The organism is Streptomyces sp. NPDC089919 (assembly GCF_040684615.1).
Lineage (GTDB): Bacteria > Actinomycetota > Actinomycetes > Streptomycetales > Streptomycetaceae > Streptomyces.
Map to the genome: position 1 here is coordinate 40,232 of NZ_JBFBGK010000021.1, position 14,087 is coordinate 54,318.

The window sequence follows — 14,087 nt, forward strand, 5'->3', positions numbered from 1 at the left end:
GGCAGCATCGGAGCATGCCCCTGCGCAGCTCGTCCCCCCGCGGCGCCCGGGTCCTGTGCGGGCTGGTGCTGGTGGGGGCCCTCGCGGGGTGCGCGGACGAGGAGGGGCTGCGCAGCGAGGGGGACCTGGGGGAGGTGCGCGCGCCGTTGACCCTGTGGCCGGACAGCCATCCGTCGCCCCTGGGGCCCGGGCAGAAGGCCGGGGAGTCCGTGGTGGTCCCGGGGGCCCCGGCGGTGCCCGGCGGGGACCTGCACGAGGCCGACGTGCTCGGCATCCTGCGGGCCGACGTCTCCGCGGCCACCCGCGAGGACACCGGCACCGGCCGGCTCGCCGACCCCCGGACCGTCCAGCGGCTGGCGCTGTGCGCGCAGAGCGGGAAACCGGACCCGGGCTGCCCGGTCCGCCCGCCGGTCTACTACGACCTCACCGGGGACGGGAAGGACGACCTGATCACGGCCGTGGACGTGGACGGGCGCCTCACCGAGCTGCGGGTCTACACCCTGCGGGACGGGAAGGTGACCCGGGTGCTCGCCCGGCGGGGAGTCCTGGAGGGCGTGGAGGTGGCCGCCGAGCACCTGGCGGTGCGGGAACCCACCTCCAACCCGGCCCTGGTGGCCATCTCCGACTACGTCTGGGACGCGCAGGCGAAGGCCATGGTCCTCTCGCAGGTCACCCTCGACGACTGCCCCGGCGCCAAGAGCAGCGGCGCCTCCTGCCCGCAGAGCGGCCCCTGACGTGGGCAGCCTGCGCTGGAAGATCGCCGTCACCATCACCGCGGTGTGCTGCGCGGTGGCCTTCGTCCTGGGCATCCTCGTGCACAACGTCGTGGCCCGGCAGCTGGTCGGCGAGGTGCGCAAGGACACCCTGGCCCAGCTCGACCACGCCCTGGGGCACTACCAGTACGGCACCAGCCACGGCGATGTGAACAGCTCCCTGGACCCGCCGGACCTGCCCGGGGAACTGAAGCAGCTGGTGGCGCGCGGGGACACCGGCTCCATGACCGGCGAACACGGCGGGAAGCCGGTGATGTGGGCGGCCGCCCCCGCCGACGGCAAGGCCCTGGCGGTCTGGCTGCCGTACGAGGGCACCCGTCGGCGGCTGACCGACATCGACATGGCGATCCTCGCCTCGGCGGCGCTGGCCGCGGGACTGGTGGCGCTCGCCGGTCTCTTCCTCGCGAGCCGGATCAGCAGCCGGCTCGCCGCCACCGCCGCGGTGGCCCGGCGGATCTCCCAGGGCGACCTGGACGCCCGGGTGGGCTTCCCCACCGGCAGCCGCCGCCGCGACGACGAGGTACGGGACGTCGCGGTGGCCCTGGATTCCATGGCGGGGGCCCTGCAGAGCCGGCTGGAGGCCGAGAAGCGGTTCACCGCCGACGTGGCCCACGAGCTGCGCACCCCGCTCACCGGCTCACTGGCGGCGGCCGGGCTGCTGCCCGAGGGCCGGCCCAAGGAGATGATCGTCGACCGGTTGAACGCCCTGCACGCCCTCACCGAGGACCTGTTGGAGATCTCCCGGCTGGACTCCGGGGTGGAGCGGGCGGACCTCGGGCGGTGCGAGCTCGGTCCGGCGGTCGAGCGGGCCGTCGGCGCGACCCGGCTGGCCGCCGAGGTGCGGGTGGTCACCGACGCCGTGGTCCTCACGGACCGGCGCCGGCTGGACCGGATCCTCGCCAACCTCATCGTCAACGCGCACCGGCACGGGGAACCACCCGTCGAGGTCACCGTGGACGGACCGGTGATCCGGGTCCGCGACCACGGCCCCGGCTACCCCGAGGAGCTGATCGCGAGCGGGCCCCGCCGCTTCCGCACCGGGGATCCGGGCCGGGGCAAGGGCCACGGCCTGGGGCTGACCATCGTCGCCGGCCAGGCCGAGGTGCTGGAGATCGGGCTGGAGTTCGCCAACGCGCCGGACGGGGGCGCGGTGACGACCCTGCGGCTACCGGTGAAGGTTCCGCTGGACGGCAGTTGAGCCGGCGGTCCGGGGGTGTCCGGGCGTGTGTTTCACGTGAAACACACCCCCGGATCACCCAACTCCCCGACATCGGGGACATATCAGGCTCAGACGCCGATGTTCTTGCCGTCCGTGCGCCACACCGAGACCACCGCGGGACGGACGATCTTGCCCGGGCCGTCGGGCCACACCGACTGCGGGTTCTCCACCGAGGCGCCGTCGATCTCGCCCGGGTGCTGCACCGCGACCAGCACCCGGCGGTCCTGGACCAGCGGGCCGCAGGTCTCGGCGCCGCGCGGGACGGTCAGGAACTGCTTCAGCTCACCGCGCCGCTCACCGGCGGTGGCGACGCCGAACAGGCCGTCGTGGGAGCCGAGCTGGTTGCCGTCGGTGGAGATCCACAGGTTGCCGTGCGGGTCGAAGGCGACGTTGTCCGGGCAGGAGATCGGGCTGACCTTGTCCTTCGGGAAGCCGGCGAAGTAGGTGGCCGGGTCGTTGGGGTCGCCCGCGACCAGGAACAGCCGCCAGGCGAAGCCGTCCGAGGCCGGGTCGTCGAAGTTCTCGGCGAGCTCCAGGATCTGGCCGTGCTTGTTGGCGTTGCGCGGGTTGGCCTCGTCGGCCGCCGCCTTGCCGGGCAGACCGCGGTTGGTGTTGTTGGTGAGCACCACGTACACGCGGCCGGTGCGCGGCGAGGGCTCGATGTCCTCGGGGCGGTCCATCTTGGTCGCGCCCACGATGTCGCCGGCCTGGCGGGTGAAGACGTACACCTCCTCGGCCGTCATGCCCTCGACGTGCGAGACGGCGCCGTCCGCGGTGGCGGTGGCGAGCGGGATCCACTGGCCGGTGCCGTCGAACTGCCCGTCGGCGGGGAGCTTTCCGCTGCCGTCGATCTCCGCGGCCGGGGAGTCGCCGGTGAGCTTCGCGACGTACAGCGTGCCCTCGTCCAGCAGGGTCAGGTTGTGCGCGCGGGCGGCCCGGGAGGTGCCCTTCTTCATCCGCTTGCTGGAGACGAACTTGTAGAAGTAGTCGAAGCGCTCGTCGTCGCCCATGTAGACGACCGGGCGGCCGTCCTCGGTGAGGCGGGGCTGGGCGCCCTCGTGCTTGAAGCGGCCCAGGGCGGTGTGCTTGCGCGGGACCGACTGCGGGTCGTACGGGTCCAGCTCGACGACGTAGCCGAAGCGGTTGACCTCGTTGGGCTCCTGCGCCACGTCGAAGCGCTTGTCGAAGAGCTCCCACTTGCGCTCGGTGGCGCCGGGGGTGATGCCGTAGCGCTTCAGGCGGGCGGACTGGACCGGCTCGGTCACGGTGCCGGCGTTGGCGAAGTACTGGTTGATGTTCTCCTCGCCGTGCAGCGTGGTGCCCCACGGGGTGGTGCCGCCGGAGCAGTTGTTGAGGGTGCCCAGCACGGTGGTGCCGGCCGGGTCGGCGGAGGTCTTGACGTACGCGCTGCCGGCGGCCGGGCCGGTGAGGCGGAACGGGCTGGTCGCGGTGAGGCGGCGGTTGAGCTCGTGGCGGCGGACCGCGGTCAGCTTGCCGCTGCGGTGGTCCTCCTGGACCACGACCACGCCGAGGCCGTGCGCGGCCCAGGCGACCTCGACCTGCTCGCGGGTCGGGTTGGCCGGGTCGTACTTCTCGAACATCAGGTTCTCGTCGGTGTACTCGTGGTTCGCGACGAGGATCTGCTGGCGCTCGTAGCCCGAGCCCAGCGGGAGCAGGCTCAGGAAGTCGTTGTTGTAGCCGAACTGGCCGGCCTGGGCGGCCGCCGTCTGCTTCTTCGGGTCGAAGGCCGGGGCGCCGCGGAGGATCGGCTCGCCCCAGCGGATCACCACGTTCTGCTCGTAGCCCGCGGGGACCGTGACCTTGTCGTCGGTGTTGGGGGCGACCGCGGTGAAGCGCAGGCCCCGGGCGGCGCGCTCGGCGGCGGCCGAAGCGGCGCCGAGGCCGCCCTCGGCCGCGACGGCCTGCGTGCCGCCCCGGCCGGCCACGGCGGTGGTGCCGGCCGCGGCGGCCACGGTCACCACGGCGGCGGTGCGCAGCATCGACCGGCGCGAGAGCGCCCCGGCTATGACATCGCCGACGTACTCGTTGTCGCTGGTGTTCGGCACCTCGTGGAAGCAGGCGTCACCGCAGCGGTAGCGGCAGGTCAGAGCGGAACGGCCGCCTGCGTGCGGGGTGCTGATGAGCGGCAGGAGCTTGCGCACGTATGTCCTCCGGTGGGCTGCACGAGGGCGCTCGCCGCGCCGACATCGTGTCGGAACCAAATCCGAGCCGAGACGCTAGGAGGACGCGGGGCCGGGGCGGCGGACGGCGCGTGAACGAAGGGTGAATCCGGCACGAAGGGGCGGGAGTTCACCCGCGCGGACCTTGCGCAGGTCACGGGACGGCCGCGTACGGCCTCCCCTCCCTTGTTCCAGGGGGCGCTCCCGATAACCTTACGTGTCCACTCTGGTCAGGGATCTTTCGCCGATTACCCCGCAGGACGGACAAACATCGCACCCCCAGCTCATGCGAAAGGCCTCGCCCATGGGTATTCGGAGTTTGTTGCGCAAGGTGTTCGGCCGCGAGCGTGCGGAGTCCGACGCCACCTCGGGTACCGGGCAGTCGGAGCGGTCCGAGCCGATGGTCCCGGCGCAGTCGCCCGGCTCGGACAAGACGGCGCTGGACGCGGCGGCGGAGCTGGTCGCGGCCTCCTTCGACAACCCGACCGTGCCGCCGCAGTCCGCGCCGCGCGAGCCGGAGCCGGCGCTTGTCGGCGGCGCGGACGCGCCTCGGCAGAGCGTGGACGTGGCGCCGGTGCCGGATGCGACGGTGCCGGAGGCCCGGCGGGAGGCGGTGCCGGAGCCGGCCTCCGCCGCGGAGCCGGCCCCTGCGGAGCCGGCCCCTGCGGAGCCCGCCGCCTCGGAGCCCGCCGAGCCCGTGGTCGAGCCCGAGCCCGTTGCCGCGGTCGTCGAGGCCGTCGCCGAGCCGGAGGCCGTCGAGGTGGAGCCGGTTGCGGAGGCCGGGCCGGAGCTCGTGGGGGCGCTGCCCCCACACCCCCGCGCCTCAAACGCCGGCGAGGCTGGATTTGCCCCCGCCGCCGCCGAAGGTGATGTCGTCGTCGCCGAGGACGCCGAGGCCGTGGCGGCCGAGAGCGAGACCGTCGCGGCCGAAGAGCCGGTCGTCGAGCCCGTTGCCGAGGTCGAGACCGTCGCAGCGGAGGTCGAGGTCGCCACCGAGGCCGAGCCCGTCGCCGCGGCCGCCGAGGCGGCGGACGAGGTCGTTGAGCCCGAGCCCGTCGCCGCGGCCGCCGAGCCGGAGGCCGAGGCCGTCGTCGAGCCCGAGCCCGTTGCCGCGGCTGCCGAGGCGGTCGTCGTGGCGGAGCCGGTCGTCGCCGAGGCCGAGCCGGCTGCGGAGGCGGTCGTCGAGGGCGGGCCCGCGTTGACGCTCGCGCAGGTGCGGGGGGTCGCGCCCGGGCTCGCGGATGCGTACAAGGCTGCGGGGAGCGTGCTGCGCGGGCGGGCTGCTGCCGGTGCCCGCGCCAGGGTGTACCTGGTGCTGGACCGGTCCGGTTCGATGCGTCCGTTCTACAAGGACGGCAGCGCCCAGTACCTCGCCGACCACGCCGTGGCGCTGGCCGCGCACCTGGACGAGTCCGCGACCGTGCACACGGTCTTCTTCTCCACGGACATCGACGGCACCGCGGACCTGACCCCCGCCACCCACGCCACCGTCGCCGAGACCCACGCGGCCCTCGGCCACATGGGCCGCACCAGCTACCACCGCGCGATCGAGCAGGTGCTGGAGCACGTGGCGGCCGGCCCCGACGCCGGCACCCCCGTGCTGGTGGTCTTCCAGACCGACGGCGCCCCGGACGCCAAGCAGCCGGCCCGGCAGGCCCTGGCCACCGCGGCCGACGCCGCCAAGCACGTCCACTGGCAGTTCGTGGCCTTCGGCGACGAGGACAACAAGGCCTTCGACTTCCTCCGGAAGCTGGACGCCGACAACGCCGGCTTCTTCCACGCGGGCCCGGCCCCCACCGAACTGGCCTCGTCCGCCCTGGTCAAGGGCATCCTCGGCGACTTCCTCCGCTGACCGGCAGCGCCGGAGCCGACCGGCTCCGGACCGGAACCGGAACCCCGGTACGGGGGCGGGGCGGGCCATCCCGCCGCCCCTCCCCCGTCCCCCTGATCCGCCCCGTCCCGCACCGTTCCTGACGGTCCGTACAACCTTGTGCCCCGGAGCGGGGTCACCCCGTGCGTAGATCCATGAACGTAACGGGGGGAACATGTCCCATCACTCCACCGCCGGAGGCCTGCGCACGCTCGCCTCGGGCCTGGCGCTGGCCGCCGTCGCGGCGGCGGTGCCGCTGCTCGCCGCCGGGACGGCCACGGCCCACGCCCGGACCACGGCGGCCGTCACCGTGCCGCAGGCCTGGGCCGAGCCGGCCAAGGTGACCACCCGGACCGCCGTCCGCGACGTGCGGGAGCTGGTGCTCACCGCCGACGGCACGGCCGTGGCGCTCTGGACCCAACGCCCCGCGGCGGCCGGGGCCGACGCGCTCTACGCGGCCGTCCGCCGGCCCGGTGCCACCGCCTGGGGCGCGCCCAGGCGGCTCGGCGCCGCGCAGATCCACGAAGTGAAGCTGGTGGCCGTCGGCGCCGGGGCCACCGCCCTCTGGACGGACGCACCCGGCGGCGGCTACACCGCGACCCGGCTGGTCAGCGCCTCGCTCGCGGGCGGCAGCTGGTCGGCCGCGGTGCCGGTGGCGACCGCGCGCGCCGGACACAAGCTGTCCCGGCCGGGGCTGGCGGCGGCCGCCGACGGCACCGTCACGGCCGCCTGGGGCGACGGGCGCCCGGAGTCGTACGCGGCCCCGAAGGAGGTCCGCACGGCCACCCGCCCGGCGTCCGGCCGCTGGTCCGCGGCCGTGACCGTGAGCCGCCCGGTCAACTCCTACACCGGTCTGTACGGCACCGCCCAGGTGGCCGTGGACCGGCGCGGCACCACCGTCATCGCCTACACCCAGGCCGACAGCGAGGAGAGCAGCCGGGTCCTGACGGTCACCCGCCGGGCCGGCTCCCGCACCTGGTCCGCCCCGGCGCTCCGGTTCCGCGGCTACGGCCGCGCCCCCGCCGTGCTCGCCGAGGGCCCCGCCGCCGGGTCGCTGGCCCTGGTCTGGCAGGACGGCTCCCCCGACCACATGGGCCACGGGCCGGTGCACGTCGCCACCACCGCGGACGCGGCGGCCGGCTGGCCGGTGGTCCGCAGGACCGCGGAGCCCGAGGGGCTGGCCGGGCGGCCGGCCCGGCCGCAGCTCGACCGCGCCGGGACCGTCACCCTGCTGTGGACGGACGGTCAGAGCCGCCTGCTGACCGCCGCGCTGCCGCGGGCCGCCGACCGCTGGTCGCCCGTCGAAGCCCTCTCGTCGGGACCCTCGATCGCCGGGTACGACGTCTCCACCGGCCCCGACGGCACCGCGAGGGTGCTGTGGACCGAGCGCCGGACCTTCCCGGCCCAGGAGCTGGTGCAGGCCGTCCGGCCGGCCGGCGGCCGGTGGACCGTGGCCCCCATGAGGGCCGCGGCGGGCCCCGGACTCGACGCCGAGGTCGTGGCCGGCCCGGGCGGCCGGGCGCTGGCCGTGTGGTCCCGCCAGGACACCCCCGACGCGGGCACCCTGTGGGCGGCCGGCAGCGTCCCGGTGCCGGCGGTCGCCGGCCGCACCGGCCGCTCCTAGGCCTCTCACGACGGGAAGGGCCCCGGATCCACAAGGATCCGGGGCCCTTCCCGTCGTGACCGGTGCCGGACCTAGCGGGCGGCGTCCGGGTGGACGGCGTCGGCGACCGGGCGGTCGCCGGTCTCCTTCTTCTCGACCGGCTTGCGCAGGGCGATGTTCAGCTCGCGCAGGCGGACCTCCTCCAGCTCCGTCGGCGCGCCCATCATGAGGTCCTGGGCGTTGCCGTTGAGCGGGAAGGCGATGGTCTCGCGGATGTTGGGCTCGTCGGCCAGCAGCATCACGATGCGGTCCACGCCCGGGGCGATGCCGCCGTGCGGCGGGGCGCCGAACTGGAAGGCGCGCAGCATGCCGGCGAACTCGGTCTCGACGGTCTCGCGGCTGTAGCCGGCGATCTCGAAGGCCTTGAACATGATGTCGGGCTGGTGGTTGCGGATGGCGCCGGAGGACAGCTCGATGCCGTTGCAGACGATGTCGTACTGCCAGCCGAGGACGTCCAGCGGGTCCTGGGTCTCCAGGGCCTCGAGGCCGCCCTGCGGCATCGAGAAGGGGTTGTGCGAGAAGTCGATCTTGCCGGTCTCCTCGTCCTTCTCGTACATCGGGAAGTCGACGATCCAGGCGAAGCGGAAGACGCCTTCCTCGAACTGGCCGGCGCGCTTCGCGGCCTCGACGCGGACCGGGCCCATGATCTTGGAGACCTCGTCGAACTCGCCGGCGCCGAAGAAGACGGCGTGGCCGGGCTTGAGGCCCAGGCGGTCGGCGAGGACCTTGACGTTCTCCTCGGTGAGGAACTTGGCGATCGGGCCGGTCAGGGCCAGCTCCTCGCCGACGCGGACCCAGGCCAGGCCCTTGGCGCCCAGGGAGACCGCGAAGTCGCCCAGGCCGTCGAAGAACTTGCGCGGCTGGTCACCGGTGTCCGGCACGGCCAGGGCGCGCACGTGCTTGCCCGCGAAGGCCTTGAACTCGCTGTTCTCGAAGACGTCGGAGATGTCGACGAGCTCCAGCGCGGTGCGCAGGTCGGGCTTGTCGTTGCCGTACTTGAGCATCGACTCGCGGAACGGGATCCGCGGGAAGGGGGAGCTGACCGGACGGCCGCCGCCGAACTCCTGGAAGAGCTCGGTCATGAGCTTCTCGATCGGCTGGAAGACGTCCTCCTGCTCGACGAAGGACATCTCGACGTCGAGCTGGTAGAACTCGCCCGGCGAGCGGTCGGCGCGGGCGTCCTCGTCGCGGAAGCAGGGCGCGATCTGGAAGTAGCGGTCGAAGCCCGAGATCATCAGCAGCTGCTTGAACTGCTGCGGGGCCTGCGGCAGGGCGTAGAACTTGCCCGGGTTCAGGCGGGAGGGGACCACGAAGTCGCGCGCGCCCTCGGGGGAGGTCGCGGTCAGGATCGGGGTCGCCATCTCGTTGAAGCCGAGGGACACCATCTTGTGGCGGATGGCGCCGATGACGGCGGACCGCAGCATGATGTTGCGGTGCATGCGCTCGCGGCGCAGGTCGAGGAAGCGGTACTCGAGGCGGCGCTCCTCGTTGACACCGTCGTCGGTGTTGATCGTGAAGGGCAGCGGGGCGGCGGCGCCCAGCACCTCGACCTCGGCGGCCTCGATCTCGATCTCGCCGGTGGCGAGGTCGGGGTTGATGTTCTCGGCGCCGCGGGAGACGACCTTGCCGTCGATGCGGACGGTGGTCTCCTTGGAGAGCTTGTCCAGGACCTCGGCGGCGGCGGTGCCGGGGCGGGCCACCAGCTGCGTGATGCCGTAGTGGTCGCGCAGATCGATGAAGAGGATGCCGCCCAGGTCTCGACGGTTGTGCAGCCAGCCGCTCAGCCGGACGTCGGAGCCGACGTCAGAGGCGCGGAGCTCGCCGCAGGTGTGGGACCTGTACCGATGCATCGTTCATCCAGTTCTTCGCGACAGCGCGTCGTTCCGACGCGATAGCAGGGTGTGATTCAACCCTCCCAAGGGTACCCGGGCCGTCGTAACGGGCGCGGCGCCACTATGACCTGTAAATATGAGGTAATGCGCACCGAGGACGTCCTGGCCGCGATCGCGACCGGCCTGTGGCGCTGGGACAACGCCTCCGGGACGGTCACCCTCGACAGCGAGGCCGCCCGGCTGCTCGGGCTGCCCGCGGAGGCCGTGGAGCTGCCCGAGGCGGCCGCCCGGGCCCGCTTCCACCCGGTGGACTGGAACGAGATCAACGGCATCGTGAACCTCGCCGTGGCCGAGGGCACCCTGGCCGAGGCCCGGCTGCGGATCATGGACGTGGACGGCCGGGTGCTGCGCACCGTCCGCAGCCGCTCCAAGCCGGTCCTCTCGCTCGGCCCGGCGGGCAACCAGGACTACCAGCTGATCGGCACCATCCAGGAGATCGCCGAGCCGCAGCCCGGCACCACCGCCGCCCACACGCCCATCACCGGCGACTGGCGGCGCTCCCGGGAGGCCTTCCTGCTGGACGCCGGGCGGGCGCTGGCCGAGGCCCGGTCCACGGCCGAGGTGCTGCGGGTGGCCGCCTCGCTGTCGATGCCCGGCTTCAGCCCGGACGGGCTGGCCGTCTTCGGCGTGGCCGGCGACCGGCTGTCGATCATCGGGCACCACGGCCACGGCCCGGGGGACGACGCCCCCTTCAGCGACATGCGGCTGGACACCGACTACCCGGCCGCCGAGGTGGTCCGCACCGGCCGGGCGATCTACCTGCCGACCCCCGACGAGTACAAGCGGCGCTTCCCCGCGACCTGGCCGCTGGCCCAGCGGTTCGGCCGGATCTCCTGGGCCTTCCTGCCGCTGATCGTCGCCGGCCGGACCATGGGCGCCTGGATGGCCGCCTTCAAGCACCCGGTGACCTTCACCCCCGACGAGCGCTCGGTGCTGACCACGGTGGCCCGGATGCTGGCCCAGGCCCTCCAGCGGGCCGGGGTGGCCGAGTCCGAGAAGGAGCTCACCACCGGGCTGCAGCGCTCGATGATGCCCTCCCTGGGCGACGGCATCCCGGGCATGACGGTGGCCGCCCGGTACGTGCCCACCGGCGGCGGGCTCCAGGTCGGCGGCGACTGGTACGACATGATCCCGCTGCCCTCGGGCCGCTTCGCGCTGGTCATCGGCGACGTCCAGGGGCACGACGTGCGCGCCGCGGGGCTGATGGGCCAGCTGCGGATCGCGGTCCGCGCGTACGCCTCGGAGGGGCACCGGCCGGACGCCGTGCTCTCCCGGGCCTCCCGCTTCCTGGCGGGGCTGCACACGTCCTCGGAGGCGGGCGCGGAGCCGTACGACGACGTGGACTTCCGCAGTCCGCGCTTCGCGACCTGCCTGTACGTGGAGTGCGACCCGGAGACCGGGATGCTGGAGGTGGCCCGGGCCGGGCACCCCGACCCGGTGATCCTGATGGCCGACGGGACCGTCCTGATGCGCCCGACGGCCGGCGGGCTGCCGCTGGGCATCGTCCCGGACACCGACTACCCGACCACCCGCTTCGCCCTGGAGCGCGGCGAGACCCTGATGCTCTGCACCGACGGGCTGATCGAGACCGGCGGGCACGACCTGGACACCGGCTGGGCCCGGCTCCGCTCGGTGCTGGAGGCGGACCTCCAGGAGGCCGAGGGGGCCGGGGGCCTGGAGAAGCTGGCCGACGCGCTGGTCTCGGCGGTGCACGGACCCTCCTCGCACCACACCACCGGCCCGCTGGCCGACCGCCGCGAGGACGACATCGCGCTGGTGCTGCTCTGCCGGGAGGGCCCCGGCTGCGGCTGCGGCAGCCCGGGCGAGCACCTGGTCCGGCCGGTCCGGCGGACCATGCTGACCGTCGCCCAGGCCGAACCGGAGCGGATCGCCGGGGCCCGCCGCCAGGTGCGGGAGCTGCTGCACGACTGGGCCGACGACGAGCAGGTGGACGCCGGTGTGCTGATGGTCTCCGAGATGGTCACCAACGTCCTGATGCACACGGACGGCGACGCGGTGCTGATCGCGGAGATCAGCGGGGACCCGGGGGCCCGGCGGCTGCGGGTGGAGGTCGCGGACGGCAGCGACGAGCTGCCCCACAAGCGCCAGCCGGGCGAGATGGCCAGCAGCGGCCGCGGGGTCCTCCTGATGGAGATGCTCGCCGACACCTGGGGCGTGGACCCGCGGGGCGAGGGCAAGTCCATCTGGTTCGAGCTGTACGAGCGGACGAAGCCGGACTCCGCCTGAGGGGTCCCTGGGCGGGTGGTTCACCCCGGTTCCGTCCGGTTGCTGACGGTCCGTCGGTGATTGGATGGGCCCATGTTGAGCGCGCTCCTCCCCGAACCGGTCCGCCGGCTGGCCGCCTGGTGCATCGTCTTCCTGCTCGTCAGCGGCGTGGTCTCGGTGCTGATCTGGCTGTGCACCCTCTTCCAGACCGCGGTCACCCCGGTGCTGCTGGCCCTGCTCGGCACCGCGCTGCTGCGGCCGCTGCACGGCCGGCTGCTGCGGATGCGGGTGAACCGCTCGCTGGCGGCCGCGCTCACCTGCCTCGCGGTGGTCGCGGTGGTCGGCGGGGCGGGGTACGTGGTGGTCGCGGCGCTGATCGAGACCGGCGACCAGATCGTGGCGAGCCTCAAGGAGGCGGGCGCGGGGATCGCGGAGCACTTCGGGGCGGCCGGCACCTCCCTGGAGGACCTGGCCGCCAACGCCAAGGAGCTGCTGTCCAAGTTCGGCGGCACCGCCGCCTCCGGGGTGATCACCGGGATCAGCGTGGTGGGCGAGGTGATCGCCACCGCGGTGCTCGCGATGTTCCTGGTCTTCTTCTTCCTGCGGGACTCCGACCGGGCCGCCGGCACCCTGCGCGCGCTGGCCCCGCGCGGCGCCGGGGAGCCGGCCGAGGCGATGGCCCGGCGGGCCTTCGAGGCCGTGGAGGGCTTCATGCGCGGCACGACCTTCATCGCGCTGATCGACGCGCTCTGCATCACGGTCGGCCTGCTGGTGCTGCGGGTACCGGGGGCGGTGGGGCTGGGCGCGCTGGTCTTCGTCGGCGCGTACATCCCCTACCTGGGGGCCTTCATCTCCGGCGCGGTGGCGGTGCTGGTGGCCTTCGCGGACCGCGGCTGGCTGATCGGGCTGTGGGCGCTGGGCGTGGTGCTGGCCGTGCAGGTGCTGGAGGGCCACGTGCTCCAGCCGGTGATCCAGAGCCGGACCGTCCAGATGCACCCGGCGGTGGTCATGCTGGCCATCACCGCGGGGGCCGGGGTGGCCGGCATCCTCGGGATGCTGCTGGCGGTCCCGCTGACCGCCGCGGGCTTCGGCGTGCTGTCCGAGCTGCGGGGCCGGTACGCCGCCCCGGACGCCGGAGCGCCGGCCCCCGAGTGAGGGACCGGCGCTCCGGCGGGCGGCCTTACGCCTGCTCCTCCTCGTCCACCCGGCCGGTGCCGCGGTGGCCGAGGCCGGTGCGGGCGGTGGTCGGGATGGTGCCGAGCCGGCCGGCCTGGAAGTCGTCGAAGGCCTGCTGGAGTTCGGCGCGGCTGTTCATGACGAACGGGCCGTAGTGGGCCATCGGCTCCCGGATCGGCCGGCCGCCGAGCAGCACCACCTCGAGGGCGGGGGTGTTCGAGTCCTGCGTGGCGTCGGCGCGCAGGGTGAGCGAGCCGCCCTCGCCGAAGACCGCGGTCTGCCCGGTCTCGATGGGCCGCCGCTCGGTGCCGACGGTGCCGCGGCCGGCGAGCACGTACGCCAGGGCGTTGAAGTCCTCGCGCCAGGGCAGGGTGATCTGCGCGCCGGGGGTGACGGTCGCGTGGATCATCGTGATCGGCGTGTGGGTGATGCCCGGGCCCTGGTGGCCGTCGAGCTCGCCCGCGATGACCCGGAGCAGGCCGCCGCCGTCCGGGGTGGACAGCAGCTGCACCTGGCCGCCGCCGATGTCCTGGTAGCGCGGGGGCATCATCTTGTCGGAGGCCGGGAGGTTGACCCACAGCTGGAGGCCGTGGAAGAGCCCGCCGGTCATGACCAGGGACTCCGGCGGGGCCTCGATGTGCAGCAGGCCGGCGCCGGCGGTCATCCACTGGGTGTCGCCGCCGTTGATGACCCCGCCGCCGCCGTTGCTGTCCTGGTGGACGAAGGTGCCGTCGATCAGGTAGGTCACGGTCTCGAAGCCGCGGTGCGGGTGCCAGGGGGTGCCCTTGGGCTCGCCCGGGGCGTACTCCACCTCACCCATCTGGTCCATCATAATGAACGGGTCGAGGTACTGGTAGTTGATCCCGGCGAACGCGCGGCGCACCGGGAATCCCTCGCCCTCGAAGCCACCGGGCGCGGTCGTCACGGCCAGCACGCGCCGCGCGGCCGTCTCCTGGACCGGCTCGGCGACCCGGGGAAGCGTCAACGGGTTCTCAACAGTCACTGCAGGCATGGTCGGGCCTCCTTCTCGCTCCGAGTTTAGTTGAAACTCGAACTTTCTGCCACACCCGCAAACGGAAGACCCCCGG

Annotated in this window: 9 protein-coding genes; 6 read left to right on the forward strand and 3 right to left on the reverse strand. The window is 73.8% G+C overall.

Annotated elements, in window-relative coordinates; genetic code table 11:
• Positions 1-14 precede the first annotated feature (14 nt).
• Positions 15-734 carry a hypothetical protein gene (locus AB0O40_RS12060; RefSeq protein ID WP_365038783.1) on the forward strand — a complete coding sequence of 240 codons (720 nt, stop codon included), beginning with the start codon at positions 15-17 and terminating at the stop codon, positions 732-734.
• A 1-nt stretch (position 735) separates the two neighbouring features.
• Positions 736-1,971, forward strand: a complete 1,236-nt coding sequence (locus AB0O40_RS12065; protein ID WP_365038786.1) for a HAMP domain-containing sensor histidine kinase — start codon at positions 736-738, stop codon at positions 1,969-1,971.
• 89 nt (positions 1,972-2,060) lie between these two features.
• On the opposite strand, the gene AB0O40_RS12070 is transcribed toward AB0O40_RS12065, so the two are convergent.
• Entirely contained in the window at positions 2,061-4,154 is a 2,094-nt protein-coding gene (locus tag AB0O40_RS12070) for a PhoX family protein (protein ID WP_365038788.1), read from the reverse strand.
• 322 nt (positions 4,155-4,476) lie between these two features.
• Between AB0O40_RS12070 and AB0O40_RS12075 the strand changes: the two genes are divergently transcribed.
• Together AB0O40_RS12075 and AB0O40_RS12080 are read left to right on the forward strand one after the other, a co-directional pair.
• Positions 4,477-6,024: a VWA domain-containing protein gene (locus tag AB0O40_RS12075; RefSeq protein WP_365038791.1), complete on the forward strand. Its 1,548-nt coding sequence runs from the start codon at positions 4,477-4,479 to the stop codon at positions 6,022-6,024.
• A gap of 193 nt (positions 6,025-6,217) precedes the next feature.
• Positions 6,218-7,666, forward strand: coding sequence for a hypothetical protein (locus tag AB0O40_RS12080; protein ID WP_365038793.1), 1,449 nt, complete (start codon positions 6,218-6,220; stop codon positions 7,664-7,666).
• 71 nt (positions 7,667-7,737) lie between these two features.
• On the opposite strand, the gene aspS is transcribed toward AB0O40_RS12080, so the two are convergent.
• Entirely contained in the window at positions 7,738-9,555 is a 1,818-nt protein-coding gene (aspS, locus tag AB0O40_RS12085) for an aspartate--tRNA ligase (protein ID WP_365038796.1), read from the reverse strand.
• Between the two features lie 126 nt (positions 9,556-9,681).
• Here aspS and AB0O40_RS12090 point away from each other — a divergent pair, with 126 nt between their 5' ends.
• Positions 9,682-11,844, forward strand: coding sequence for a SpoIIE family protein phosphatase (locus AB0O40_RS12090; protein WP_365038799.1), 2,163 nt, complete (start codon positions 9,682-9,684; stop codon positions 11,842-11,844).
• Positions 11,845-11,916: 72 nt separating this feature from the next.
• Positions 11,917-12,978 carry an AI-2E family transporter gene (locus tag AB0O40_RS12095; protein WP_365038802.1) on the forward strand — a complete coding sequence of 354 codons (1,062 nt, stop codon included), beginning with the start codon at positions 11,917-11,919 and terminating at the stop codon, positions 12,976-12,978.
• Positions 12,979-13,003: 25 nt separating this feature from the next.
• Here the strand turns inward: AB0O40_RS12095 and AB0O40_RS12100 are convergent, their stop codons facing one another.
• Positions 13,004-14,011, reverse strand: a complete 1,008-nt coding sequence (locus tag AB0O40_RS12100; RefSeq protein ID WP_365038805.1) for a pirin family protein — start codon at positions 14,009-14,011, stop codon at positions 13,004-13,006.
• Positions 14,012-14,087: the final 76 nt, after the last annotated feature.